The 25430-nt window shown below is 67.9% G+C and carries 20 protein-coding genes and 1 pseudogene; 9 read left to right on the top strand and 12 right to left on the bottom strand.

Features of this window, described 5'->3' with window-relative positions:
• Positions 1 to 25: 25 nt before the first annotated feature.
• The 6 genes and pseudogenes from ACWPN5_RS03960 to ACWPN5_RS03935 form a co-directional block, all read right to left on the bottom strand.
• Positions 26 to 3151 (bottom strand): efflux RND transporter permease subunit, encoded by a 3126-nt coding sequence (locus tag ACWPN5_RS03960; protein ID WP_492294360.1) that lies wholly within the window; start codon positions 3149 to 3151, stop codon positions 26 to 28.
• Positions 3148 to 4275 carry an efflux RND transporter periplasmic adaptor subunit gene (locus tag ACWPN5_RS03955; RefSeq protein WP_492294358.1) on the bottom strand — a complete coding sequence of 376 codons (1128 nt, stop codon included), beginning with the start codon at positions 4273 to 4275 and terminating at the stop codon, positions 3148 to 3150. The genes ACWPN5_RS03960 and ACWPN5_RS03955 overlap by 4 nt, the downstream gene beginning before the upstream one ends.
• Positions 4276 to 4325: 50 nt before the next feature.
• Complete coding sequence (locus ACWPN5_RS03950) at positions 4326 to 5438, bottom strand: efflux RND transporter periplasmic adaptor subunit (protein WP_145682195.1); 1113 nt, start codon at positions 5436 to 5438, stop codon at positions 4326 to 4328.
• Positions 5439 to 5444: 6 nt separating this feature from the next.
• A pseudogene (locus ACWPN5_RS03945) lies at positions 5445 to 6374 on the bottom strand (bifunctional enoyl-CoA hydratase/phosphate acetyltransferase); the annotation flags it as partial.
• A 42-nt stretch (positions 6375 to 6416) separates the two neighbouring features.
• Positions 6417 to 6893: a hypothetical protein gene (locus tag ACWPN5_RS03940; RefSeq protein WP_145682197.1), complete on the bottom strand. Its 477-nt coding sequence runs from the start codon at positions 6891 to 6893 to the stop codon at positions 6417 to 6419.
• Between the two features lie 62 nt (positions 6894 to 6955).
• A complete protein-coding gene (locus tag ACWPN5_RS03935) occupies positions 6956 to 9292 on the bottom strand; it encodes a DUF3141 domain-containing protein (RefSeq protein WP_492294356.1) in 2337 nt (778 codons plus the stop codon).
• Between the two features lie 798 nt (positions 9293 to 10090).
• On the opposite strand from ACWPN5_RS03935, the gene ACWPN5_RS03930 reads away from it, so the two are divergent.
• The gene (locus ACWPN5_RS03930) at positions 10091 to 10492 is read left to right on the top strand and encodes a Rap1a/Tai family immunity protein (RefSeq protein ID WP_145682199.1); all 402 of its coding nucleotides are present in this window, start codon (positions 10091 to 10093) and stop codon (positions 10490 to 10492) included.
• 71 nt (positions 10493 to 10563) lie between these two features.
• Complete coding sequence (locus ACWPN5_RS03925; protein WP_145682200.1) at positions 10564 to 10848, top strand: YMGG-like glycine zipper-containing protein; 285 nt, start codon at positions 10564 to 10566, stop codon at positions 10846 to 10848.
• Between the two features lie 162 nt (positions 10849 to 11010).
• Here ACWPN5_RS03925 and ACWPN5_RS03920 read toward each other — a convergent pair whose 3' ends face one another.
• Both ACWPN5_RS03920 and ACWPN5_RS03915 read right to left on the bottom strand, forming a co-directional pair.
• Positions 11011 to 11778, bottom strand: coding sequence for a hypothetical protein (locus tag ACWPN5_RS03920; protein WP_492294354.1), 768 nt, complete (start codon positions 11776 to 11778; stop codon positions 11011 to 11013).
• A complete protein-coding gene (locus tag ACWPN5_RS03915; protein ID WP_492294352.1) occupies positions 11775 to 12635 on the bottom strand; it encodes a DUF2092 domain-containing protein in 861 nt (286 codons plus the stop codon). The genes ACWPN5_RS03920 and ACWPN5_RS03915 overlap by 4 nt, the downstream gene beginning before the upstream one ends.
• A gap of 707 nt (positions 12636 to 13342) precedes the next feature.
• Between ACWPN5_RS03915 and ACWPN5_RS03910 the strand changes: the two genes are divergently transcribed.
• Complete coding sequence (locus ACWPN5_RS03910) at positions 13343 to 15157, top strand: esterase/lipase family protein (RefSeq protein ID WP_145682203.1); 1815 nt, start codon at positions 13343 to 13345, stop codon at positions 15155 to 15157.
• A 57-nt stretch (positions 15158 to 15214) separates the two neighbouring features.
• Here the strand turns inward: ACWPN5_RS03910 and ppk2 are convergent, their stop codons facing one another.
• On the bottom strand, positions 15215 to 16150 hold the full coding sequence (ppk2, locus tag ACWPN5_RS03905; protein WP_492294349.1) for a polyphosphate kinase 2: 936 nt from the start codon (positions 16148 to 16150) through the stop codon (positions 15215 to 15217).
• A complete protein-coding gene (locus tag ACWPN5_RS03900) occupies positions 16147 to 16398 on the bottom strand; it encodes a hypothetical protein (RefSeq protein WP_145682204.1) in 252 nt (83 codons plus the stop codon). Before ACWPN5_RS03900 ends, ppk2 begins: the two co-directional genes overlap by 4 nt.
• Positions 16399 to 16901: 503 nt before the next feature.
• On the opposite strand from ACWPN5_RS03900, the gene ACWPN5_RS03895 reads away from it, so the two are divergent.
• Positions 16902 to 18773, top strand: coding sequence for a tetratricopeptide repeat protein (locus ACWPN5_RS03895; RefSeq protein ID WP_492294347.1), 1872 nt, complete (start codon positions 16902 to 16904; stop codon positions 18771 to 18773).
• Positions 18774 to 18839: 66 nt separating this feature from the next.
• Here the strand turns inward: ACWPN5_RS03895 and ACWPN5_RS03890 are convergent, their stop codons facing one another.
• Positions 18840 to 20075 (bottom strand): amidohydrolase family protein, encoded by a 1236-nt coding sequence (locus ACWPN5_RS03890; protein ID WP_145682206.1) that lies wholly within the window; start codon positions 20073 to 20075, stop codon positions 18840 to 18842.
• A gap of 79 nt (positions 20076 to 20154) precedes the next feature.
• Between ACWPN5_RS03890 and ACWPN5_RS03885 the strand changes: the two genes are divergently transcribed.
• Positions 20155 to 20553, top strand: a complete 399-nt coding sequence (locus tag ACWPN5_RS03885) for a nuclear transport factor 2-like protein (protein WP_492294345.1) — start codon at positions 20155 to 20157, stop codon at positions 20551 to 20553.
• 30 nt (positions 20554 to 20583) lie between these two features.
• On the opposite strand, the gene ACWPN5_RS03880 is transcribed toward ACWPN5_RS03885, so the two are convergent.
• Positions 20584 to 21288, bottom strand: a complete 705-nt coding sequence (locus ACWPN5_RS03880; RefSeq protein ID WP_145682208.1) for a GntR family transcriptional regulator — start codon at positions 21286 to 21288, stop codon at positions 20584 to 20586.
• Between the two features lie 233 nt (positions 21289 to 21521).
• Between ACWPN5_RS03880 and ACWPN5_RS03875 the strand changes: the two genes are divergently transcribed.
• From ACWPN5_RS03875 to ACWPN5_RS03860, 4 genes are all read left to right on the top strand, one after another.
• Positions 21522 to 22364 (top strand): ABC transporter ATP-binding protein, encoded by an 843-nt coding sequence (locus ACWPN5_RS03875; RefSeq protein ID WP_145682209.1) that lies wholly within the window; start codon positions 21522 to 21524, stop codon positions 22362 to 22364.
• A gap of 3 nt (positions 22365 to 22367) precedes the next feature.
• Entirely contained in the window at positions 22368 to 23141 is a 774-nt protein-coding gene (locus ACWPN5_RS03870) for an ABC transporter permease (protein ID WP_145682210.1), read from the top strand.
• A gap of 98 nt (positions 23142 to 23239) precedes the next feature.
• Positions 23240 to 24205 carry an ABC transporter substrate-binding protein gene (locus tag ACWPN5_RS03865; protein ID WP_492294342.1) on the top strand — a complete coding sequence of 322 codons (966 nt, stop codon included), beginning with the start codon at positions 23240 to 23242 and terminating at the stop codon, positions 24203 to 24205.
• A gap of 148 nt (positions 24206 to 24353) precedes the next feature.
• The gene (locus ACWPN5_RS03860; protein WP_492294340.1) at positions 24354 to 25379 is read left to right on the top strand and encodes an aldo/keto reductase; all 1026 of its coding nucleotides are present in this window, start codon (positions 24354 to 24356) and stop codon (positions 25377 to 25379) included.
• Positions 25380 to 25430 lie beyond the last annotated feature (51 nt).

Raw genomic sequence — 25430 nt, 5'->3', positions numbered from 1 at the left:
CGCCGGCGGGTGGAATGACGGGCGGTCACACACCGCTCGTCACTCCCTTGGTCGGCGCCGGACCCGGCGGGTGCATGGCCCCGTCATACCGGGACTTGGCACGCTCCTCCGCCGCCGGTTCCCGGATCCGGAACCAGGCGACGTAGAGCGCCGGCAGGAAGAACAGCGTCAGCAGGGTCGCCACGATCAGCCCGCCGATGATCGCGTAGGCCATGGGACCCCAGAACACCTCCGGCGCGATGGGAATCATGCCCAGGCTGGCCGCCGCCGCCGTCAGCAGGATCGGCCGCACGCGGTGCATGGTGGCGTTGATGACGGCGTCCCAGGGATGCTCCCCGGCCTCCAGATGCTCGTCGATCTGGGCGATCATGATGACCGAGTTGCGGACGATCATACCGATCAGGGCGACCACGCCCAGGATCGCGACGAAGCCCAGCGGCGTGCCGGTCGGCAGCAGCGCCGCGACGACGCCGATCAGGCCGAGCGGCGCCACGCTGATGACCAGGAACAGCTTCTGGAAGCTCTGCAGCTGGATCATGAGGATGGTCAGCATGACAAAGATCATGATCGGGAAGACGGCGGTGATCGAGGCCATGCCCTTGGCGCTGTTCTCCACCGTGCCGCCCGCCTCGACGGTGTAGCCGGGCGGCAGGCTGCGCCGCAGTTCGTCCACCGCCGGGGCCAGCTGCTGCACCACCGTCGCGGCCTGCAGCGGGGGAACCAGATCGGCCTGGACGGTGATGGTCGGCAGGCGCGTCCGCCGCCAGACCACCGGCTGCTCCAGGTCGTAGCGCATGGTCGCGACCTCGCCCAGCGGCACGGTGCGGCCGTCCGGAATGGCGATCTGGAGGTTGCGCAGCGTCTCGATGGAGCTGCGCTCCGCGTTGGTCGCCTGGGCCACCACGTCGATCAGGTAGATGTCGTCGCGCACCTGCGTGAAGGCGGCACCCGACACCGTGGCGTTCAGCGCCTGGTTGAGCGACTTGGAGCTGATCCCCAGCAGGCGGGCCTTGTCCTGGTCAACGTCGACCCGCACCACCTTCGACGGCTCGTTCCAGTCGTAGTTGACCAGCAGCGTGTAGGGGTTGGTGCCGATGGTGTCGGCCATCCGCGCGGCGATGGCCCGCACCTCGCCCACGTCGGGGCCGGAGACGCGGTACTGGATCGGCCAGCCGACCGGCGGCCCCATCTCCAGCGGGCTGACCCGCGTGTTCAGGTCGGAGAAGTCCTCGTTCAGCACCTTTTCCAGCCGGGCGCGCACGGCCTCGCGGACCTTGTAGCCCTTGGTCACCACCACGGCCTGCGCGAAGTAGTCGTTGGCCAGCTGCACGTCGAGCGGCAGGTAGAAGCGCACCGCGCCCTGGCCGACGTAGAAGCTCCAGCGCTCGACGTCCGGGTCGGCCGCCAGCACCTTCTCGAAGCGGTCCACCACCTCCTCGGTCGACCGGATCGAGGCCGTCTGCGGCAGGGTCAGGTTGACCAGCAGTTCCGGGCGGTCGGAGGCGGGGAAGAACTGCTGCTGGACGAAGCGCAGGCCGAAGACCGACAGGCCGAACAGCAGCAACGTCGCGACGATCACCAGATAGCGCGCCCGCATGGCGAGGCGCAGGCCGCCCCGGAACGTCCGCATCAGGCGCCCCGGTTCGCCGCCATGCGTCGCCTTCATGGTCTTGGGCAGCACGTTCACCCCGATGAGGGGCGCGAACAGGACCGCCACGATCCAGGAGAACAGCAGCGCCATCGCCACCACGGCGAACAGCGTGAAGCAGTATTCCGCCGCGCCGCCCTGGGCGAAGCCGATGGGGATGAAGCCGGCCACGGTGATCAGCGTGCCGGTCAGCATGGGAAAGGCCGTGGAGGTGTAGGCGAAGGTCGCCGCCTTATCGAGGTTGAAGCCCTCCTCCAGCTTGGTGATCATCATCTCCACGGTGATCATGGCGTCGTCCACCAGCAGGCCGAGCGCGATGATCAGCGCGCCCAGCGAGATGCGCTGGAGCGTGATGCCGTAGAACTCCATGCCGATGAAGGTCATGCCCAGCACCAGCGGGATGGAGGTCGCCACCACCAGCCCGGCGCGCAGGCCCAGGCTGATGAAGCTGACCACCAGGACGATGACGACCGCCTCCTTCAGCGCCTTGGTGAAGCCGGCGACCGACTCCTCGACCACCACCGACTGGTTGGCGACGAGGTGGACGCCGATGCCCACCGGCAGGTTCGCCTCGACCCGCCGCATCCGCTCGCGGATGCCCTCGCCGAAGGTCAGCACATTGCCGCCGGCCGCCATGGAGATGATCATCCCGATGGCCGGCTGCCCGTTGTAGCGGAACAGCGGCGACGGCGGGTCGGCGTAGCCGCGCCGGATGTCCGCCAGATCGGCCAGCCGGTAGAACTTGTCGTTGGCGCGCAGGCTGATGGCGCGCAGGCTGTCCTCCGACGTGAAGGCGCCGCTGACCCGGACCGAGATCTTCTCGTCACCGGCCTGCACCACGCCGGCCGGAGCCACGGCGTTCTGCGCCTGCAGCTCGGCGATGACCTGCTCGCGGTCGATTCCCATCGCGGCCAGCTTGCGCGTCGAGAAGTCGAGGTAGATCCGCTCGTTCTGGACGCCGACGAACTGGATCTTGCCGACGTCCGGCACGCGCATCAGCTCGGCCCGCGCGGTCTCCGCGTAGTCCTTCAGTTCGCGGTAACTGAAGCCGTCGGCGGTGAAGGCGAAGACCGTCCCGAAGGTGTCGCCGAACTCGTCGTTGAAGGCCGGTCCCTGCACGCCCTGCGGCAGGGTGGCCTTCATGTCGGCGATCTTCTTGCGGACCTGATACCACAGGTCGGGCACCGCCTCGGCCGGCGTGTAGTCCTTCAGGTTGACGTAGACGACCGAGACGCCGGGCTTGGTGTAGCTCTTGACGTAGTCGAGATAGGGAATCTCTTCCAGCTTCTTCTCGATCGGGTCGGTCACCAGCTTCATGGTGTCCTCGATGGTGGCGCCGGGCCAGTTGGCCTGGACCACCATGGTCTTGATCGTGAAGGCCGGGTCCTCCTCGCGGCCGAGGCGCATGTAGGCCATGCCGCCCGCCAGCGTCAGCGACAGGATCAGGTACCAGACGAAGGAGCGGTGGCGCAGGGCCCACTCGGAGAGATTGAAGCCGGTCATTTCGCTGCCGCCGTTTCGATTGTCTGGTTGAACCGGACCCGCTGGCCTTCGGTCAGGCTGCGCACGCCCGCGGTGACCACGACGTCGCCGCGGGTCAGTCCCTCGGTGACGATGACCGGGCCATCGGTGTCCCTGGCACCATCCCTGGGCCGGATCGCGACCGGCTGACGCCGGACGGTCTGGGCCTTCGGGTCGACGAGCCAGACGAAGCTCCGCCCCTCCTCCTCGAACAGCGCCGCTCCCGGCAGTTCGACCACCGGGGCGGGCGGCTGCTTCAGGCGACCGACGACCGTCGCGCCGAGGCGCAGGGCGTCGGGCGGGTTGTCCAGCGCGATCCGGACGGTGTGGGTCCGGGTGACGGGATCGGCCTGGGGCGAGACCTCGCGGACGCGGCCCACCGCCACGATGTCGGGAGCGCCGGCCAGCGACACCTCGATCACCGGGTCCTTCGGCGCCGCCCGGATGCCGGTCTCGGCGACGTTGAAGACGGCTTCGCGCTCCTCCGGCTGGGCGACGCGCACCACCATCTGGCCGGCTTCGACCACCTGCCCGGGCTCGGCCCCGATGGTGGTGACCACGCCGTTCCGGTCCGCCCGCAGCTCCGTGTAGCCGACCCGGTCGCGGGCCGATTGCAGCGCCGCCTGCGTGGCGACGACCTTGGCGTCGGCGGTGCGCATCGCCAGCAGCGCCGCGTCGTACTGGGCCTGGGGGGCGTTGCCGTTGGCCAGCAGTTCCCGCTTGCGGCCCTCCTCGTTGCGCGCCTGCACCTGATCGGCCTTGGCGGAGGCGAGGTTCGCCTCGGCGGTCCGCAGCGCGTTGCGCTGGTCCTGGTCGTCCAGCCGCGCCAGCACGTCGCCGGCCTTGACCAGGGCGCCCACGTCGACCTTGCGCTCGATCAGCTTGCCGGCGATGCGGAAGCCAAGGTCGGCGTCGGCCCGCGCCTCGATGGTTCCGGTGGCGGAGCCGGCCATCCGGAAGGTCACCGGCTCCACGGTGAGGGTCCGAACCGGGCGGATCACCGGCGCCGCGTCGGCGTGGTGGCCGCCCTGCGGCTGACAGGCCGCCAGCACGGGGGCCAGGGCCAGCAGCGCGGCGAGCAGCGGCTTCGCGGGCGGCCGCCACATGGTTGGGGGCCACATGGATGGGGGCCGCGTGGTTGGTCGCGCGATGCGGGTCATGCGCCGCTCCCCTGCTTGATGGTGACCTTCTGGTCCGGCCGCAGCTTCTGGACGCCGCCGATCACCACCAGATCACCGGAGTCGAGGCCGCTGGAGACGGTGACCGTGCCGGTGTCGTATTGCAGGACGGAGACGGGGCGCAGGCTCACCGTGTCGGCCGGTTTCACCACGACCCAGACCGCCGGCTCCCCGTTCCCCGTCTGGAACAGGGCCGAGGACGGCAGATTGACCACCGGCCGCGCCGGCAGCTTGGCCCGCCCGACGACCGAGGAGCCGAGCAGGAAGGCGTCGGGGGCGTTGGGCAGGGCGACCTTCACCGTGTAGGTCCGGGTCACCGGATCGACGCCCGGAGACACCTCGCGGATCGTCCCCTCGGTGACGGTCTTCGCATCGTTGACGAGCCGCACCTCGACCGGCGGCAGGCCCGCCTGCCCCTCCAGCCGGATGCTGGCGCCCGGCACCTGGAAGACCGCCTCCCGCTCGCCCGGATCGGCCAGCCGCAGCACCGTCTGGCCGACCGCGACCACCTGGCCGGGCTCCGCCGCCTTCGCCGTGATGACGCCGTCGCGGTCGGCCCGCAGTTCGGTGTAGGACAGCGTGTCCCGGGCCGAGCCCAGCTGCGCCTCGGCGGAGTTCAGCTCGGCCTGCGCCTGCTGGAAGCGCTTCTGGGCGTTGTCGTACTGGACCCGGGTGGTGAAGCCGTTGGCGAGCAGGGAGCGCTGGCGCTCCTCCTGCGTCCGGCTCTGCTCGACGGCGGCCTGCGCGGCCGCCACGTCGGACTCGGCGGACCTCACGGCGTTGGTCTGGTCCTGGTTGTCCAGCCGCGCCAGCAGCTGGCCGGACGTGACCGCCTGCCCGACGTCCACCAGCCGCTCGACCACCTTGCCGCTGACGCGGAAGCCGAGGTTGCTTTCGTGGCGGGCCTGGATCTCACCGGTCAGCGCGGCGGTGCGGTCGAACTGGCTCACCTGCACCGGCAGCGCGCGGATCAGCGTCGCCTCCGCCGGTGGCGGCGCCGGCTGTTCGCAGCCGAGAAGCAGGAGGCTGGCGACGATCGCCGATCCGGATGACCCGAAGCTGGATGTCCCAGGCCCAAATGACCAAGTCATGGCGTCTCATCCCTTCACCGGCTGTTCGATCCGCTGCCGGTGCGCGTACAGCGCCGCCACGGCGCAGGAGGCCATGCGCGTCATCACGCTGTCGGCCCGGCTGGTCAGCACGATGGGCACCCGCGCGCCCAGCACGATGCCGGCGGCATCGGCGTTCGCCAGGAAGGTCAGGTTCTTGGCGAGCATGTTGCCCGCCTCCAGATCCGGCACGACGAGGATGTCGGCCTGTCCGGCGACCGGGGACGCGATGCCCTTGATCCTCGCCGCCTCCGGGCTGATGGCGTTGTCGAGCGCCAGCGGCCCATCCAGCACCCCGCCGGTGATCTGCCCCCGGTCGGCCATCTTGCACAGCGCGCCGGCCTCCACGGTGGAGGGAATCTTGGGGTTGATGGTCTCGACCGCCGACAGGATCGCCACCTTCGGCTGGGGATTCCCCAACGCCCGCGCCAGATCGATGGCGTTCTGGATGATGTCGCGCTTGTCCTCCAGGGTCGGGGCGATGTTCACCGCGGCGTCGGTGATGAACAGCGGCTTGGCGTAGGTCGGCACGTCCATGATGAAGACGTGGCTGATGCGCCGCTCCGTCCGCAGCCCGCTGTCCTTCCTCGCCACCTCGCGCAGCAGCTCGTCCGTGTGCAGGCTTCCCTTCATGAGAAGCTGGGCGCGCCCCCGACGCACCAGCTCCACCGCCGTGGCGGCGGCGGCGTGGCTGTGCGGGACGTCGACGATCTCGTACGGGGCGATGTCGAGGCCGGACTCGCCCGCCACGGCCCGGATGCGCGCGGCCGGGCCGATCAGGATCGGGGTGATGAAACCCTGACGGGCCGCATCGACGGCGCCGCCCAAGGACGAGGCATCGCAGGGGTGTGCCACCGCCGTGGAGACGGCGGGGATTTCGCGGCAGGCGGCGACCAGCCGTTCGTACTTTTCGTGCCGATGCGCGGGCGGTGGCTGGCTGCCGGCCATGACGCGCCCTCCTCACCAGCGCAGGTACAGCCCGACGTCCCCCGGCATGCCGCCGGGATAGTCCAGGATCTGCGCCCGCAGCTTGTAGCCCTTGGCCCTCAGGTTCTTGTCGAAGACCTCGTAGGCTTCGCGGGCGTAGCCGGTCAGGGACTCCGGCCAGTCCGGCTCGAAATTGTTGATCGCCCGGCCGCCGTCGGTGCAGTAGCTGCTCGGGAAGCGCGCCACCTGGATTTCCTTCACGCCGCGCGACGCGGCGTCGCGCACGGCGCGGGTGAACCGCTCCTTGGCGTCGGGTCGGACATGCTGGTTCATGAAGGCTTCGCGGACGGTGTCCTGTTCCTTCATGTGTTTCTTTTCCCGCTCCAGGGCTTCCTGGAGCAGCGCCATCTCGTGCTCCTCGCCGAGCTTCCGGAGTTCGTCGGGCGAGATCAGGTCGTCACCGATGTCGGGGACGGCCGCGGCCGCTCTGGTCTGGTCCATGTTGCTCATGACGCGTTCCCCTTGTTTCCTGTGAGCTGTCTTTTGTCAGCCTCATGCATCGGCACCGGGGGTCACTTGGCCTTCGCGGTGCCCGTCACCCTGTGCTGCGCGTCCGTCCGGCGGATGTCGGTGGCGGCTTTGACCAGCGACGACCCGCCGGCCCCGGCCAACACGCGCAGCGGCGGCTCGCGCTCGGCCTCGATGCGCTCCTCCTTGTTGTGCAGAAGGGCGTCCACCTGCCGCAGCCGGGCGCGCTGGTCGGGGGTCAGCGGCCCGGAGGCCTCCAGAACGCGCTCCGCCAGCGCCATCACCTCCTTGCGCTCCTTCTCGCCGGACAGAAGCTTGGGCAACGCGCTCATCGCCGCGGCTTCGTCCATCAGCATCAGGAAGACCTGCTCGCGGAAGACCGCGCGGACCGCGTCCACGGACAGGTGCTGGGTGCCGGGATGCTCGTCGCGGATTTTCCGCAGCATCTGGAAGGCACGCTCGTCGAGGGCGCCCTCGCCGCGCCGCGCGTGGATCAGGACGCGGAACAGCGCCTCACGCACCCCGCCCTCCTCGACACGGGCCATGATCTCGGCCATCCGCTTTTCGACCAGGGCCTCGAACGCCTCGTCGCGGACGTGCGGCGGCCGCGCGCCCTCGCCCGGAGCGGCCAGCCCGACCAGAGCCTGAAGGAGCGGTGCGTTGTAGAGGCCCAGGAACAGACGCTCGACGGCGCTGTCGCGCGCGTCCCGCCAGCGGTCGAGCCCCTGCGCGATCTCGTCGGAGACGCGGCTCTGCGCGCCCAGGTACGGGTTGTCCGGGCTCACCGGGCGGCGGTGCTCGCGCACCCAGTCGGCCATGGCGCCGACCGGCGCCATGAACGGGTTGAGGTGCGAGAACAGGTAGTACTGGCTGCGCGCCGGGTTCGTCATCCGCAGCCATTCGGCGAAGGGCTCGTTGACGGCCGCCTGGATGGAGGGCCGGGCGAAGGTGGCGTACAGGCCCTTGTTGATGTCCGAGATGCGGGCCACCGCGGCGAAGCAGCGGTCATCCTCCGGGCTGTTGCCGCCAAGCCCGCGGATGTCGTCGAGCGTGCGCGGCTCGAACCGCGTCACGTAGCCGCCCGCGACCAGATCGGCGCCGGGGACGTTCGGGTCCTTCGGCTGAAGGATCATTTCGTAAAGACCGGGCGGCAGCAGGTCGATGAAGTCGATGTTCTCGACGAACTCCGACGTTTCCTTCCGGGCGACGCGGCCGGACACGAAGATGCCCAGATGCCCGATGTCGTGATGGAGGTTGTAGACGATGGTCTGCTCGTGGGCCCGGATGTCTTCGATGTCGCTGTAAAGGTCGAGTATCCAGCCCAGCGCCTGTTGCGGCGGCGTGATGTTGTCACCGAAGGATGCGAAGACGAGGATCGGCGAGCGGATGTTGCGCAAATCCAGCCGGCGTCCGTTCCGGACGATGCCGCCGCTGGTCATCTTGTTGCCGACGAACAGCTCGTCGGTGATGGCCTCGATCTCCTCCCCGTTCATCAGGAAGAAACCGCTCCACCACTTTTCGAAGTCGAGATAGCGGTCCGCTTCCGTGTCGATATGGGCGTACAGGTTGTACGCCTTCTTCCAATAGGTGTTGGCCGGGTCCAGCTTCTCGAAGTTGCCGACCAGATGCGCCCCGTCGAATTGGCCATTGCCGAGATCGCTGGCCAGGGCGGCGAGCCAGGAGCCGCCATACAGCCCGCCGAGATAGCGCATCGGGTTCCGCCCCGTCACGCCGGCCCAATAGGACAGCGGGGAACCCGCGATGATGATCGGTCCCATCAGGTCGGGCCGAACCGCGCTCAGCGCCATCACCGCCCAACCGGCCTGGCAATTGCCGATGACGCACGGCTTGCCGCCCGCGCCATCGTGCAGTTTCCCGACATGCTCGATGAAGAAGGCCTCGGCCTCACCCACATCGGCCAGGGTCTGGCCCGGCTCCGGTTCTGGATGGAAACCGATGAAATAGCAGGGGTGGCCGGCGCGCAGAACGGTGCCGATCTGGCTGTCCGGCTTGAACCCGCCGATGCCCGGCCCGTGGCCGGCGCGCGGATCGACGATGACGAACGGGCGCTTGGCCGGGTCGGTGCCGATGGCGGGGTCCGGCAGGATGCGAAGCAGCATGTAGTTGCACGGCCGCTTCAGCTTCCGCCCTTCGATCACGACCTCGTACGGAAAGGTCAGGACGGGCGGCTTTCCTTTGTCGGCGTGCTCCATGAATTGATCGCCGCGACGCCGCAGAACATCCAGGAACAGGACCCAACGCTGCATCGCATCGACGCCGTAGTCGAACGCGTCCTGGAACGGGTTGGGAAGATTGAACGGGTTGGGGAAAGCCGGCGTCTGCCAGCCATCCGCGCCTTTCCCGGCCGCCGTCTCGTCCACCGGCTTTGTCCCTGTCGGTCTTGCCGAGGCTCCGTTCCCCGCGGCTTCCCCCGCGGCTTCGATGAAGGGACCCCAAAAGGGAAACGCCGAAGTCCAGGCGGAACACCACGTCGTCAGAAGCGGCTGTTCAGTCAGGGAATGCTTCCGCCGAGTTTTCATCACATGCTCTCTCTGGCTGTACGTGCATGTGCCGGCTGCGCGTTCGCTGTGCCGACCGGTTTCTTCGCATGCGCAAAGGCGTCGCAATGCCGGCCCCGTGGACAACGACCCGTGATGAAGGCAAGGGGGTCGGGGCGCCGGCTTTGACGCGGGGAACTCTGCACCAAGCCACCCGCCACGTTGAAGCATGCAACTGTTGGCCTTGTTACCGTATCAAGCCCCGTTCGCTTGTCGGTTCATGACCGGGATAGGGTTAGGTACGTCCTCCCAGATTGAAATTCTGCCAAATGACGCAACAATAAACTTCGATTGATCTTAATTTAAATGACAAGAAAATTAATAATGATTCAACGGAAATATGTGTTTTAGATAATCACTTAAAATAATGCGAATAATTATTCCAATCACCCGCTATGTAATTCATTGCTGTCATTTCTAAAAGAATTTGGCCGTTTTTACATGGCCGATACAGCGGGCGTTACCGTAGCAGACTGCTGCCAGGGCTCAATCGAGTGCTATTTTTCAAGGCACTGACTTTTGCGAGTTAAAGTCTTCTCCGACCTCCGCACACTGTCCATCCGACCAGCCGGTTTGTCGGGGAGCCGTCTCCTCGTCCACGAAAAGCGCCGGGAGCAAACCATGAAACACCGAGCCAAGGTCGCTCTGGCCGTCGCCCTGTCGGCAACGGCAATCACCGCCGTGAACGCGCAGATGGGGCCGACCCCCACGGAAACCAATTTTCAGGTCCGGACCACGGGCGACCTTGTGCGGCTGTGCGAAGCCACGCCAAACGACCCGACCGGCATCGCGGCGCTCCATTTCTGCCACGGCTTCGCCGTCGGCGCCTATCAGTACCACCAAGTCGTGGCGGCCGCCGAAGGCAAGCGCCAGCTGGTGTGTGCGCCCACACCTCCGCCGTCGCGCAACGACGCCGTTTCCGCGTTCGTCGCCTGGGCAAAGCAGAATCCCAAGCTGATGGACACGCCCCCGGTGGACGGGCTGTTCCGCTTCCTCTCCCAGCGCTACCCGTGCCGCACCTGATCCGCCGGCATCCGCCTCCTCCGCCGCGGTCCACGGCCTCCGATCAAAGGCCATCCAGGATGGGAAAGACCATGACACTCACACCGTTCCTCCGCGTCGCCGTCGTCACGCTTCCCCTCGTGGCCTGCGCCGACATGTCACCGACCCAGCAGCGCGCGCTCACCGGCACGACCGGAGGCGCCGCCGGCGGAGCGCTGATCGGCGCCATAGCCGGCAACGCCGGCATGGGTGCGGCCATCGGCGCCGGTGCTGGTCTGGCCGGCGGTCTGCTCTACGACTATCACAAGCGGACCGAGGCTTCGGCCTACCAGCGCGGCGTCCAGCAGGGGTCCACCCAGCGCAGCGGCACCCAGTGAGCCTTCCGCGGCCCATCCTGGCGGGGAGCGGGAGGATCGGGGTGATCCTGTGCCGAGGGGGCGGCCGCATGTCGGCCTCGTCATCGCACGCATTCACCCCCTGCTGACCGCTCCCCCGGACGGCCGGGATTTGATCGGGCCGACCGATCCCGCTCCAGACGGTCAGTAGCCGGGGGGCGGGCTGACGGTGACGTAGGTGACGCTGCCATCCACATAGCTGCGGTTGTACCAGGTCCCGCCGCAGCCGTAGTAGCTGACGCCGCCGTAGGGCACGACCGTGGGTGTGCAGGGAAGCACGGTCACGTAGTTGGGCCCCGCCGTGGCCGCACCGGCGATGAAGCCGGCGGTCGCTCCCACCGCGGCACCCGCAAGGGCCCACCCCCAATCGTCATCATCGTCGTAATAGTGATGACCGTCCCAGTCGTTGGCGATGTTCTGCGCGGCATTGGCCCGCGCCTCCGTGCGTTCGGTCTGTCCCTGCTGGCGGGCTTCCGTCCGTTCGGTTTGGCCCTGCTGCCGTTGCCCCTGGCGTTCGGTCCGCTCCTGCTGGCCCGACGTGCGCGTGTCGGCCCGGGCCTCCGTGCGCGTCTGCTTCGTCTCGGCGCGTTGCGCGGAACGCTCCGTCAGGCCGGACTGCCGGGAAGCCGTTTGCGCGGCGGCGGTCCGCTCGCTCGACCGCTGGGTGGCGCCGGCCTGACGGGCGCCCACGCCCGCCGTCGACCGCCCCGCCGTGGACCGTCCCGCCGAGGATCGTTGCGCGGAGAAGCCGCCCCCCGCCGCCGGACCGGACCGTGAAAAGCCCCCTCCGCCTCCCCGGCCACCGCCACCCCCTCGGCCGCCGCCGCGGGCATAGGCGTCCGCGACCGATCCGACCACCAGAAGCAGGGATGCGGCGATGGAAAAGGCGATCCTTGACGACGGGCTGTTCATTTCGGCGTTCCTTCCGGGCTGCCGGCCGTGGTCCGGCGGACGCGCATCATGACCGGGATGCGTTCCGCGCCCTCCGGAGGATGGAAGGCGAGTTGCGCCGCCTGGACAACCGGGTCGAGGTTCCAGTCGGAGAAGTCGGCCCGGTATTGCGGTTCGCCCTCGTCGGCCTGATAGGTGATGCTCACGCGCTGCGGCAGGGGCGGGCCTTCGGCGGCGATCCAGATCTGGAAGCTCACATCCTCGGTCTGCCCCACCAGATGATCGGTCGGCACCGCCGTGAGCGTGTCCCGCTCCACATAGTCGAGCGTCTGGAGGCGTCGCTCCAATTCGTCCGGCAGCGTGCTGACCAGCAGCAGCGCCAGCGGCAGCCGCACCTGAAGATCCTGGACCAGATAGCGCACGGCGTCGTCGATGGTGCCGGCCCGTTCGATCTGGGCGTAGACGTTCTCGTCCGCATTGAACACGGAGATCGCCTTGCCGTCGAACGTCACCAGCGACCGCTTCCCGTCGCTTTCCTGCGCTTCGACGCGCAGCCCGTCGGGTCGGTTCAGGGTGACGGCGCGCCGCTCGCCGAACGTGATCTTTTCGCCCGTGTCCTGAACCACGTCGTAGCTGGCCCGGATGGTCACGGTGAAGCGCTGGGCCTGCGCGAGCGTCTCGGCCATGCGGTTCAGCATAGCCATCGCCTCGGCGTCGATCGGCGCGTCTTCCGGCGCGTCCTGGTCGACCGCTTGCGATGGGCTGTCGGACGCGGGGCCGATGGACGGCGCCTCGGCCGCGAAGGCGGACCCGACCAGGGCGAACGCGCAGAGCACCGGGCACAGCGCCGACCGTATCAGCCATGTCGCTCCCGTCATCAAAATCCCTCCTGCCCCGGATGCCGACGGCGGCATCGGTGGCGGCATCGGTGAGAGTCCCGGGATCATTGAGCCGCAGGGAGCGGCGCCGTTGAAAGTAGCAGCCACGGTCGACGGAGGCCGCTACGGTAACGCTGCCCCGCGATGGCGACGCACCCACGCGCACGACCGCCACACGGGCCGCCACACGGGCCGCCACACGGGCTGAGGAGTGGCGGAGCGCCGGCGCCGTGCCACGTACGCTACCGTAACATCCGTTACGGTAACCGAGACCGCCGGCGCCATCCGACGCCCACACTCTTCACCATGGCCGCCGCGTGCCGAACACGGCGCCTGGGGGCAGCGCGGAGCGGCATTCAGGCTACCGTAGAATACTCGTCGGAAGTGGCCTCCCGAACTACAGGATTGGCCGCGGGAAGCAATGTCCCGCATCACGCGAGGACGGCCCCGAAGACAGCTCCAGAGACGACCCCGAAGACGGCTTTACGTCGGGCGAAGCGCTCGCGGTGGCGATCGAGCAGGGGCGGAAGGCACCGGCGGAGGGCAAGGGCGTGCACGCAATGCAAAAGGTCCGGCCGATGGCGACGGGTTGCTCCACAGGCTGCGCGAGGAGGCCCCGACCCTTTCCGCGAGGCTTCGCCGCCGCGGCCCTGCTGGCCGGGACGCTCCTCGCCGGAGGCTGCGCATCGGCGGTCAGCGTCGAACGCGTGGACCACGTCACCCTCCACCGGCAGCTCACGAGCAATGTCCTGTCGGCGCACGCGCTCAGCGATCCGACCCACAACGTGCTGCGCCGCTGGTCCCTGGCGGATCGCTTCCTGGCGCAGCCGGAGAACGCCATTGCCGACCTCCGCGCGGTGGTCGCGCAGGGGCATGGCGGCGCCGACGAGATCTTCGCCCTGGCCGAGATGTCGTTCCTGCACGCCGAGGAGCAGGGAGGACGGCCCTATTATCTGGCCTCCGCCCTCTACGCCTACGCCTTTCTCTTTCCGGGGGGCATGGATCAACCGCCCAGTCCCTACGATCCCCGGTTCCGGCTTGCCACCGACCTGTACAACCGTGGCCTGACCTCCGGGCTGGCGACGGAGGACAGGGCCGGCATCGCCATCAAGGAGGCGCGCCACCCGCTCCCATTCGGTGAGTTGGACGTCGCCTTCGATCCCCAAGAGCTGGTGTGGGGCGGGCGCCAGCTGACCGGCTTCTTTCCGGTCGCCGAGCTGGAGGTTCATGGCCTCGACGCCCGCTACCGCCAGCCCGGCATCGGCGCGCCCCTGGCGGCGGGGACCACGCAGGGCACCCTGGCAAAGGGCTTCCAGGTCGCTCCACGCGTCAAGACGCCCGTGACCGCCCTGCTGCGCGTCCCCGATCCCCGGCGCCAGCTCTCGGAGGGGCACGTGCGCGCGCGGCTCGAACTCTACCCCTCGTCCGACACCGACACGGTGCTGATCGACCGCCAACCCGTGCCGCTGGAGGTGGAGTACACCTCCACGCTCGCCTACATGCTCGACGGCATGCCGGTCTGGGAATTCGAGTTCGGCGGCTTCCTGCGCGGTGGCCTGCTGGACAAGATGCCGTCCCGTCTGGTCGCGCTGGAACCCTACCGGTCCGGCCGCATCCCCGTCGTCTTCGTCCACGGGACGGCGTCAAGCCCGGTGCGCTGGGCCGAGATGCTGAACGATCTGCGGAGCGACCCGCGCATCCGCGACCATTTCCAGTTCTGGTTCTTCAGCTACGAGACGGGAAACCCCGTTCCCTATTCCGCCCTGTTGCTGCGCGACGCGCTTCAGGAGGCGGTGGCCACGCTGGACCCGTCCGGACGGGAACCGGCGCTGCACGAGATGGTCGTCATCGGGCACAGCCAGGGCGGGCTGCTGACCAAGATGGCGGCGGTGGACACGGGTCCGCGGTTGTGGAACGCGGCGTTCCGCAAGCCGCCCGACCAGCTCCAGCTCGACCGGGACACGCGCGACCTGCTGACACGCGCCCTGTTCGTGAAGCCGGTTCCGTCGGTCCGGCGCCTCGTCTTCATCGCCACGCCGCACGGCGGCAGCTACGTCGCCGGCAACCGGATCAGCCAACTGGTCGCAAGCCTCGTGCGGTTGCCGGGGCGCCTCCTGAGCGTGAGCCTGGAAATCGGCCGGCTGGACGACGCCAGCACTGCGCTTGCCGGACAGACGGGGTTCGGAAGCGTCCACGCCATGACCCCCGGCAGCCTGCTGGTCCAGACCCTGGCGCGCACGCCCATCGCCGCGGGGGTCAAGGCGCATTCGATCATCGCGGTGCGCGGCGACGGGCCGGTCGAAACCGGGGACGATGGCGTCGTGGAGTACAAGAGCGCCCACATCGACGGGGTCGACTCCGAATATGTCGTGCGTTCCGGGCACTCGACGCAGTCCGATCCGCGCACGATCGAGGAGGTGCGCCGCATCCTCCTCCTCCATTGGGACGAGTCCTGCACGAAACGCAACGCCTGCGGATCGCTGGGCCCCGGCGCTCCGCGCGTCGCGAGCCGGACCCGATGACGGTCGGTTGCGCCGCGGCTCACTCAATGACCGCCCGACTTCAATGAACGCCCGGCGTCACCCTGCTGGCCATGGCAACTCCGGAATGACCTTTGACGGGTAGTTGGGGTCCTCGTAGCCGTCCGGGTCCTGGCGCTTGGGCAGCTTCACGGTTTCCCTGGGCAGTTCCTCGTAGGGGATGTGGTCGAGCATGTGCCGGATGATGTTCAAACGCGCCCGCCTCTTGTCGTCCGACCGCGCGACGAACCATGGGGCCCAGGAGGTGTCCGTCTCCGCGAACATGTCGTCGCGGGCGCGGGAATAGTCGTACCAGCGGCCGTAGGACTTCAAATCCATCGGCGACAGCTTCCAAACCTTCCGCCCGTCGTCGATCCGTGCCTGCAGCCGGCGCGTCTGCTCCTTCGGACTGACTTCCAGCCAGTATTTCAGCAGAATCACCCCGGACTCGATGATGGCCTTTTCCACGCTGGGGACGGCGTCGAGGAAACGCTTGGCCTGATCCTCGCTGCAAAAGCCCATCACCCGCTCGACCCCGGCGCGGTTGTACCAGCTGCGGTCGAAGATGACGAATTCTCCGGCCGCCGGCAGATGCGGAATGTAGCGCTGGATGTACATTTGCGACTTTTCACGCTCGGTCGGCGTGGGCAGGGCGATGACGCGGAACACGCGTGGGCTCACGCGCTCGGTGATGGCCTTGATGGTGCCGCCCTTGCCGGCGGTGTCGCGCCCTTCGAAGACGACACAGACCTTCATGCCTTTGTGAACGATCCACTGTTGGAGTTTCACCAGTTCGACGTGAAGCTCCGCAAGCGCGCTTTCATACTCCCGCCGCTTGAGCTTTGGTTGTTCGTGCTCCACGCTTTGGACGGCTTTCCGTTTTTTTGCCATGCTCATCATCCTCGCGGACGGGTGTTCAACGTGATCCGTGACGGGACTGGCGGTCCATTGGCAGAATTGGCGGCGAATTCGGCCGCAAAACCAGCGGGTGGTCACACACCGTCGATCCGGTTCTGGAGTTCGAGCAGGATTTCCTGTTCCAGATCCGCGATGAGAGCCCGGCACGCGACGGTGCGTTTCGAGCGTCGGCCGCGGCTCGATGCCTCCCAGCCGCGCAGAACGTCGACAGCTTCTCCATAGTCTTCGCAGAGACTACGGAAAAACCGGTTGTCCGCGCTCTGTTGCTTGATCATCTCCTCCAAATCCGGGAACCGCTCCACGACGTGCCGCAGCTTATCCGACATGGGCTGTTCTCCCCGGTCCTGGATGAGCGCCGGGATGCCTGCCTTGTTCCGGACGTTGCTCCCGGACACCCTGCACCGGATTGCCCGTTGCCTTGAAGCGTGAAACGGTTGGCTTTGATACCGTAACAGGCGGACAACACGCCTTTGTGTGCTGCACGAAAAGGTAAAGGCCAATATTCCGAGCGAATCAGTGGAGCGAGGGTCTTGGTGTAAATCGCCTATACCATCCGCGAGTGTTCCAGCCACCAATTCTCCGGTTTAGAATGCGCCCGGCCCATGACGTGGCATGACATTCTGCAATGCTCGTGCACGCCATCCTTTTTTGGAAACTTTTCGTGCATTCGCACTGATTTCCTTGATGTTACGCCTCCCGCCTCAGGATCATGCCTTTTACAATCTATGGTTTTTGGCTGATGCAGGACTACCGTCCGGAAGCGCAGGCTGCGGCAACCGCTTGCCGCGTCGGAGCGACTGCCGGATGGACGCAACGGAAGGAGGGCGTCGTGCTTCACACTTCCGACGGACCGCAGAGCACGCATTTGACCGCCTCCACCATCACGCCACCGCTCATCGAGGCGGCGCTGGCGCGCGTGCTGGGCAGCCGCAGCCTGCGCGGTTCCGCCCGCGGGCGACGCTTCCTGCAATTCATCGTGCAGGAGGCTCTGGCCGGGCGCGCCAACCGCATCAAGGCCTACACCATCGCCATGGACGTGTTCGACCGCGACGCCAGCTTCGACCCGCTGCTCGATCCGGTGGTCCGCATCCAGGCCGGCCGCCTTCGCCGCGCGCTGGAGCACTATTATCTGACCGAAGGCGCCGCCGACCCCCTGCGCATCGCCATTCCCAAGGGTGGCTACGCTCCCCAATTCTCCCTGGTGCCGGTCACGGCCGGGGCCGACCTTGCGGACGAAGCCGCCGGTCCGGCACCGGGGCCAACCGGTGAACGGCTGCATCCGCCCCACGCGACGCTGGTGATCGGACATCGCATCGGCCGTCCACTCCGCTGCTTGGCCGTCGCGGCCATCGTCATGCTGCTGGCCGTGGCCGCTCTGTACGCCGGCTGGCGCGGCATCGCCCCCGCCCCGTCGAAGACCGTCGCGGAGCGCGCCACCGCACCAGCCGCAACACAGCGAGCGGTTCGCGGACCGGCGCTGCTGGTTCTGCCCTTCGCCAACGGCTCCGGCGACCCCGCTCTCGACCTCGTCGCCGACGGCATCACCGAGGATGTCGTCGCCGCGCTCGTCCGCTTCGAGGATTTCCTGGTCTTCGGCGCCGACACCAGCTTCCGCTATCCGTCGGCGCCGGCCCTGCGCGAGGCCGTGCCGGCCACTCGCGTCGACTACATGCTCAAGGGCAGCGTCGCCCAAACCGGCGACTACATCCAGGTCACGGCCACGCTGATCGCCGCCAAGGACCATCGCTACCTGTGGTCGGACAGTTTCCGCCGCGCCGTCACGCCGGCCAGGCTGCTGGATCTGCGCCATGACATCGCCGTCCAGGTCGCCCGCACCCTGGCGCAATCGGACGGCGTGATCGAGCGCGAGGAAACGCGGCTGAACAGCCAGCACGCACCGCAGGACCTGTCGTCCTACGCCTGCCTTCTGCGCGCCCGCCAGTACTGGCGCCAGCTCAGCGCCTCCATCCACGCCGAAGTGCGGGATTGCCTGGAACGGACGACGAGGAGCGACCCCGGCTACCCGGAAGCCTGGGCGGCGCTCGCCATGGTCACCATCGACGAAGCCCGGCTCGGCTTCAACCCCAGCCCGGCGCGCCCCGATCCGATCAATGACGGGCTGCAAATGGCCGAGCGCGCGGTGGCGCTGGCGCCGGACAGCGCCCTGTCCCATCAGGCGCTCGGGCTTGCCTGGTGGCTGCGCCGCGAGCCGCAGCGCAGCATCGAGGCGTACGAGCGGGCGCTCGCGCTCAACCCGAACGACAGCGCGACGCTCGCCGACCTGGGGCGCTGCTACAGCCTGACCGGCGAATGGGAGCGCGGGATCCCGCTGATCCGCGAAGCCTTCGCCCGCAACCCGGCGCAGCCGAGCTGGTACCGCATCGTGATCGCCACCTATCATTACGTGCATGGCCGCTACGCTGACGCGCTCGATGAGATGCGGCGGGCCAATCTGGGGCGGGAGGTTCTTCTCGGCCATGTCGCTCTGGCGATGATCCACGGCCAGACCGGCAACCGGGCCGAGGCGGCGAAGGCGGTCTCGGAGATCCTGCGACTCGACCCGAACTTCCCGGTCAAAGCGGTCACCGAGTTCGAGCGACGCAACATCCACCCGGACACCATCGCCCGGATCGTCGATGGGCTGCGCAAGGCCGGGCTGGCCATTCCGCCGCCGCAGACGGCCGACGGCGAGGGGCTTTGAGCGCCGCGACAACGCAGCATTCCTGAACCGGCAGGAGCGCACGGCATCGCCCCGGCCGGGCAGCCGCTACCTCACCAGCGTCGCCGCCGGTCGAACAAAGCTCTTGCGGCCGCGCTTGAACCCCATGAGGGGCGCGGCGATGCCGCCGAAGGCGTCGGCCTCGTCATCGGCGTCGAGCACGATCAGGTCCGCCCATCCGCCGACCGCGATGCCATAGTCGGCAATCCGCATCAGCCGGGCGGCCCCGGTCGAGATCATGCCGAGGCAGTCGCCGAAGCGTTCAGGCCCGAGCTGCATAAGGTTCGCATAGAGATTTCCCATCCGGATCAGCGAGCCGTCGCCGAAGGGCGTGAAGGGATTCAGGACGTTGTTGGTCGCGACCGAGACGGTCACGCCACCGTCCGCCAGCCGGTGAACCGGCGCCACCCCGCGCGGGGCCCGATGGTTGGCGTCGCGCCCGTTGAGGTAGAGATCCGTCGCGGGCAAGGCCGTCACGCCCACGCCGGCATCGGCGAGGAGCGCGATCATCCGCTCCAGAGCGGCCTCGTCGATGGCCGCGAGCTTGGTGGCATGGCCGACGGCGACCCGCCCCTGCCAGCCCGCCGCCATCGTCCGTCGGCAAATCTCCTCAAGATGCGACCAGCTCGGATCGAGGTCGAAATCCAGGTGGAAATCGAGATCGACGTCGTGCGCCACCGCCAGGGCGAAGATCCGCTCCATCTGCAGGGACGGATCGGCATCGGTGTAGGGGCAGCCGCCCAGGAGATCGGCCCCCTGCTCCAGGGCCTGGACCAGCAGCCCTTCGACCGCCGGATCGTGGGTCATCCCCTCCTGCGGAAAGACGCAGATCGACAGATCGATGGCGAAGGCGTAATCCCGCTTGAGGCGCTTCATGGCCTCGAAACTGCGCAGGCCGACCAGCGGATCGAGCTCCACATGGGCCCGCATGAACATGGTGCCCTGGGTGATCGCGCGCTCCAGGGTGCGGGCTCCGCGCTCGTAGACGTCCTCGACCGTGAAGTCCCTCTTCAGGCGGGACACCGCGGCGATCGCCCCCTTGAGGCCGCCGCCGGCATCGCGGCACCGGCAGAGCAGGCAGGATTTGTCGAGATGGATGTGCGTGTCGACCAGCCCCGGCAGGACGACACGCCCGCCGGCGTCCTCCTCAAGGACGGCGGTCCCGGCGAGGCCGTGGCCGATGGCGGCGATCCGTCCCTGACGGACGGCGACGTCCTGCAGGCCCTGCCCGCCGCTCAGGCGGGCGTTGCGCAGGAGAAGATCGAAAATCGGGTTCTGCGGCATCTTACATCCGGCGTATCGTTTGCATGGGAAAACCGTATGCACTTTTGATACCAATGTGACGACACTTGCGGAGGACCAAATGAGTGAGATGAGCGAACGCGACCTGCAGGCCGTGAAGGACTACCTGGACGCCTCCATGGCCCCTGATCCCGTGCGCGCGGCGAAGCATGTGGCGCCGGGCTTCATCTGCCGGTTCACCGGGCATCGCGTTTTCGACACGCCGAGCGGGCCGACCGGCTTCAACGCCGCGCGCTACAAATGGGTGAAGAAGCGGATCGAGCGCTACGACGTGGTGCCGGCCGAGACGGAAACCATCGTCTACAGCCTCGGCTACCTGTACGGCGCCTGGCCGGACGGCACCCCCTTCGACAACAACCGCTACGTCGACCGCTTCGTGGTTCGGGACGGCCTGATCGTGGAAACCGACGTCTGGAACGACAGCGCCGAATGGATCCTCGATCCCTCCTGCGCCCGCTGACCTGAACGGGTCCCGGGTATCCTGGCGCGCTTATTCCGTGTAGGGCGCCAGGATATCCATGAGGTCGCGGCTCCTGGCGCCCGAGCTTTGCAGCAGGGCGCGGGAAGCCACGGCCTCCAGATGCTCGTCCATGAGGGCGCAGGCCTTGTCGGCGGGGCCGGTCCGGATCGCCTCGATCAGTTCCAGATGCTCATTCACCGCGCATTCGGACGAATGGGGCCGGCTGAAGACCGCCAGAGACAGTCCCGCGCGGTAGCAGATCTCCGTCACATAGCGGATCAGAACGGGCTTGCCGGTCATCTCCGCCAGCCGGACATGGAATTCCGTCGCCAGGCGGATCGAAATCCCCTCCGCGCCGTGCCGGGCCTGATGTTCGGCGTCGACGATGGCCTTCAGCTGCTTCACCTGGGCGTCGGTCAGCTTGCCGGCCAGATGCCGGACGACCTGACGCTCGAGATCGACCCGGATGTCGAAGATGTCCCGCGCGTCCTCGAAGGACGGCACGGCGACCACGGCGATGCGGTTCCGGCGCAGATCGACGAGACCTTCCGCCGCCAGTTGCCCGAGCGCGCTGCGGGCGATGGTCCGGCTGACGCCGAAGCGTTCGCCCAACGAGTCCTCCGGCAACCGGTCCCCCGGCGAAAGGGCCCGCTCGATGATCGCGCGCCGCAAGGCCGTGCAGATCACCGCGACACGGTCGCCTCCGGTTTTCCTCGAACGCTTTTCCTCGACCATCGCCGCCCTCTCCAGCCCCGCTCTGCATAAGCGAGGTCGGGCGGGAATTCAACTCGCCAAGTGCCGCATTTGGATGCAACAGCCTCACCACACTGCACAAATCAAACGCATGCATAAATTGTACACACTTTTCCTTGCCAAACGCTGGTCACCCGCGACGTGGGGCGCGGCGCATCCCGGAAACTGGCGCATCTGTTGCATACAGTTTATCAGTCCGTCACGAGGTGCGCCGCATGTCCCCACCCCACGCCATCCCGCAAGGCCGTCCCGCCATCGCCGTCGAGCTTTCCCAGGCCGCCGTCTCGTTCGGCGCGCCGGGCAAGTCGGTCGCAGCTCTGCAGGAGACGAGCCTTCGGATCGCCGCGGGCGAGTTCGTCGCCCTGGTCGGGCCGTCGGGCTGCGGGAAGTCGACGATCCTGCGGCTGACCGCCGGCCTGCTGCAACCGAGCCGGGGGGCCGTCCTCGTCGGCGGGCGCGAGGTGGCGGCCAAGGCCCTGCGCATCGGCATGGCCTTCCAGAATCCGACCATGCTGCCCTGGCTGACCATCGAGCGGAACGTCATGCTGCCGCTGAAGATCGTGCGGCCCTTCCGCTCCGACTACCGCGCCAAGCGCAAGACGGAGTATCGCGACCGGGTGCATGCCCTGCTGGCCGATGTCGGACTCGACAAATTCGCCGGCCATTATCCCTGGCAGCTGTCGGGCGGGATGCTGCAGCGCGCCAACCTGTGCCGCGCCCTCATCCATGAGCCGAGCCTCCTGCTGCTCGACGAGCCGTTCGGCGCGCTCGACCAGTTCACCCGCGAGGAGCTGTGGGGGACGATGCAATCCCTGTGGCTGAAGCGCAAGCCGACCGTCCTGCTCATCACCCACGACCTGAAGGAGGCGGGATTCCTCGCCTCGCGCGTCTGCGTGATGAGCGCCCGCCCCGGCCGCATCATCGACGACAGCGCCGTCGACTTCCCCCGCCCGCGCACGATCCAGATGACCTTCGATTCCGAGTTCGTCGCCCTCAATCAGAGGCTGCGCGACCTCATCATCGACGCGCGCACCGACACCGCCATCCGCGGAGCCTGAGCCATGAGCTACGAACTGCGCCGCCGTCTCTGGGCCGGCATCCTCATCCTCGGCTTCTTCGCGACCTGGGAAATCCTCTGCCTCGCCCTCCAGGTCTCCGATCTGGTCCTTCCCCGCCCCAGCCAGGTGTTCGCGACGCTGTTCGACCGCCTCGGCATCCTGTGGCCCCATGTGCTGCAAACCCTCTGGACCACGATGATCGGCTTCGTCCTGGGCGTCACCGTCGGGGTGGTCATCGGGGCGGCCATCGGCGTCTCCCGCACCGCCTACGACACGGTCTATCCGCTGCTGATCGGCTTCTCCTCGATCCCCAAGGTCGCGGTGGTGCCGATCTTCGTGCTGTGGTTCGGATCGGGTGCCACGCCGGCCATCCTCACCGCGCTCGCCATGTGCTTCTTCCCGATCGTCGTCAACATCGCGACCGGCCTCGCCACCACCGAGCCGGAGCTGGAGGACGTCCTGAAGTCGCTCGGCGCCAGCAAGCTCGACATCCTGTGGAACGTCGGGCTGCCCCGCACCATGCCCTTCTTCTTCGCCTCGCTGAAGATCGCCGTCACCTTCGCCTTCGTCGGCAGCGTGCTGTCGGAAACCGTCGCCTCCAACAAGGGCATCGGCAACGTGATGATGACGGCCTCCTCGAACTTCGACGTGCCGCTGGTCTTCGCCGGCCTCTTCCTGCTCGCCGGCCTCGGCATCCTGCTCTACGTCGCCTTCTCGCTCGTCGAGGCGCGCGTCACCGGCTGGGCCACCCGCCGCCAGGGCTTTGCTTCCGCCTGACCCTTCATCCCGAAACGGAGCCTCCCATGTTGAAAACGCTTCTCTCGACGCTTGCGCTCGGTCTTTGCCTGAGTGGGCCGGGCCTTAGCGGGCCGGCGTTGGCCGAAACCAACATCAAGTTCACGCTCGGCTGGAAGACCCAGGGCTCCGACGCGCCCTTCCTGCTGGCGCAGCAGAAGGGCTACTTCAAGGCCGAGGGGCTGAACGTCACCATCGACCAGGGCGAAGGGTCGGCGGCCACGGTGACCCGCATCATGTCGGGCGCCTACGACGCCGGCTTCGGCGACATCAACGCGATCATCCAGAACGCGGCGACCCGCCCCGGCGAGGTTCCGATCATGGTCTACCAGCTCTGGAACAAGCCGCCCTTCGCCATCGTCTCGAAGAAGGCGACCCACATCACGACGCCCGCCGATCTTGTCGGCAAGAAGCTGGGCGGCGCCCAGGGCACCCCGACCACCCGCCTCGTCACCGTGCTCGGCACGCTCAACAAGGTCGACATGACCAAGGTCGCCATCGAGAACATGGGGCCGAACCTGCAGGAGCCGATGCTGATCAAGGGCGACATCGACGGCGCCCTGGTCTTCAACATCACCAGCTGGTTCAACCTGATCAACAACCGCCAGGACCCCGCCAAGGACTACAACTGGCTGCTGTTCGGCGAGTTCGGCCTCGACCTCTATTCCAACGGCATGATGGTCTCCCAGAAGCTGGTCAAGGAGAACCCGGCGGCCGTGGCCGGCCTCGTCCGCGCGGTCAACAAGGCGGCGGTGGAGATCGGCGTGAATGCCGAGGCCGGGGTCAAGGCGGTCCTCGCCTACGACAATCTGGCCAAGGAGGAGCTTGAACGCGCCCGCATGAAGTTCTCCTACGAGCAGCTCATCCTCTCGCCCGAAGTCGACCGCCTCGGCCTCGGCGACGTGGACGACGCCCGCCTCGCCCGCTCGATCGGCATCATGGTCGAAGGCTACCAGCTGACCGCCACACCCAAGCCGGAACAGGTCTTCACCCGCCAGTTCCTGCCGCCGGCGGCCGACCGCAAGCTCGCCTACAAGGCCGACTGATCGCCGAAGACCGCCCGGCCGGGATGAGATGGTCCCCGTTTCCCGCAAGGTCGGCTAAGCTTGCTTCGTCCGGGATGACGGACGGCTCCGATGATGGGGAAACGCGGGCCATCTCAGGCCAAAGCAGCACAATGGGAGGGTGGCAAGGATGAACTACCGCAAGCTCGGCCGCAGCGGCGTGAAGGTGTCGCCGCTCTGCCTCGGCGCCATGATGTTCGGCGGCCCCACCGACGAACCGACGGCGGGGCGCATCATCGCCCACGCCGCGGAGGCCGGCATCAACTTCATCGACACCGCCGACGTCTACAACGACGGCCGCTCGGAGGAGATCGTCGGCCGCGCCGTGAAGGGCGACCGCGAGCGCTGGGTGGTGGCGACCAAGGTCGGCAACCCCACGGGCCCCGGTCCGAACCAGCGGGGCCTCTCGCGGCGCCGGCTGAACGTGGCGTGCGACGCGAGCCTCCGGCGGCTGGGCACGGACTGGATCGACCTCTACTATCTGCACCGCGAGGACCCCGACACCCCGCTGGAGGAGACCGTCGCCGCTCTGGGCGACCTGATCCGCAGCGGCAAGATCCGCGCGTTCGGCGTGTCGAACGTCCGGTCCTGGCGCATCGCCGAGATCTGCCGGTTGTGCGACGTTCTGGGCATCGACCGGCCGGTGGCCTGCCAGCCCTATTACAACGCGCTCAACCGCATGCCGGAGGTCGAGATCCTGCCCGCCTGCGGCCATTACGGGCTGGGGGTGGTTCCTTACAGCCCGCTCGCCCGCGGCGTGCTCACCGGCAAGTACCGGCCGGGGGATGAGCCCTCCGCCGACACCCGCGCCGGCCGCAAGGACCGGCGCATGATGAACACCGAATGGCGCCCGGAAAGCCTGGAGATCGCCCAGGAGATCAAGCGTCACGCCGAGGCCCGCGGCATCACGCCGGGGCAGTTCGCCGTCGCCTGGGTGCTCAACAATCGCCTGGTCACCGCTCCGATCGCCGGGCCGCGCACCGAGGAGCAATGGCGCGCCTACCTCGCCGCGCTGGATTACACCTTCACCGCCGAGGACGAGGCGCTGGTCGACCGTCTGGTGACGACCGGACACCCCTCCTCCCCCGGCTACAACGACCCCGCCTACCCCATCGAGGGCCGCCCCGCCCGAACCACCGCACCGGCCGCACCGTAGGCCGCCGCTTCTTATTTTTTCCGCCCCGGATGTCACAGTCCGGGGGCGGGC

This window comes from Azospirillum sp. UENF 211521 (assembly GCF_058780535.1).
This window is presented reverse-complemented; position numbering and strand designations above follow the sequence as displayed.

Excerpts from the sequence above, each read along its gene's own strand:
- ACWPN5_RS03960 (WP_492294360.1), bottom strand. The coding sequence starts at position 3,151 with ATGACCGGCTTCAATCTCTCCGAGTGGGCCCTGCGCCACCGCTCCTTC.
- ACWPN5_RS03955 (WP_492294358.1), bottom strand. The coding sequence starts at position 4,275 with ATGTGGCGGCCGCCCGCGAAGCCGCTGCTCGCCGCGCTGCTGGCCCTG.
- ACWPN5_RS03950 (WP_145682195.1), bottom strand. The coding sequence starts at position 5,438 with ATGACTTGGTCATTTGGGCCTGGGACATCCAGCTTCGGGTCATCCGGA.
- ACWPN5_RS03940 (WP_145682197.1), bottom strand. The coding sequence starts at position 6,893 with ATGAGCAACATGGACCAGACCAGAGCGGCCGCGGCCGTCCCCGACATC.
- ACWPN5_RS03930 (WP_145682199.1), top strand. The coding sequence starts at position 10,091 with ATGAAACACCGAGCCAAGGTCGCTCTGGCCGTCGCCCTGTCGGCAACG.
- ACWPN5_RS03925 (WP_145682200.1), top strand. The coding sequence starts at position 10,564 with ATGACACTCACACCGTTCCTCCGCGTCGCCGTCGTCACGCTTCCCCTC.
- ACWPN5_RS03920 (WP_492294354.1), bottom strand. The coding sequence starts at position 11,778 with ATGAACAGCCCGTCGTCAAGGATCGCCTTTTCCATCGCCGCATCCCTG.
- ACWPN5_RS03915 (WP_492294352.1), bottom strand. The coding sequence starts at position 12,635 with ATGACGGGAGCGACATGGCTGATACGGTCGGCGCTGTGCCCGGTGCTC.
- ACWPN5_RS03900 (WP_145682204.1), bottom strand. The coding sequence starts at position 16,398 with ATGTCGGATAAGCTGCGGCACGTCGTGGAGCGGTTCCCGGATTTGGAG.
- ACWPN5_RS03890 (WP_145682206.1), bottom strand. The coding sequence starts at position 20,075 with ATGCCGCAGAACCCGATTTTCGATCTTCTCCTGCGCAACGCCCGCCTG.
- ACWPN5_RS03885 (WP_492294345.1), top strand. The coding sequence starts at position 20,155 with ATGAGTGAGATGAGCGAACGCGACCTGCAGGCCGTGAAGGACTACCTG.
- ACWPN5_RS03880 (WP_145682208.1), bottom strand. The coding sequence starts at position 21,288 with ATGGTCGAGGAAAAGCGTTCGAGGAAAACCGGAGGCGACCGTGTCGCG.
- ACWPN5_RS03875 (WP_145682209.1), top strand. The coding sequence starts at position 21,522 with ATGTCCCCACCCCACGCCATCCCGCAAGGCCGTCCCGCCATCGCCGTC.
- ACWPN5_RS03870 (WP_145682210.1), top strand. The coding sequence starts at position 22,368 with ATGAGCTACGAACTGCGCCGCCGTCTCTGGGCCGGCATCCTCATCCTC.
- ACWPN5_RS03860 (WP_492294340.1), top strand. The coding sequence starts at position 24,354 with ATGAACTACCGCAAGCTCGGCCGCAGCGGCGTGAAGGTGTCGCCGCTC.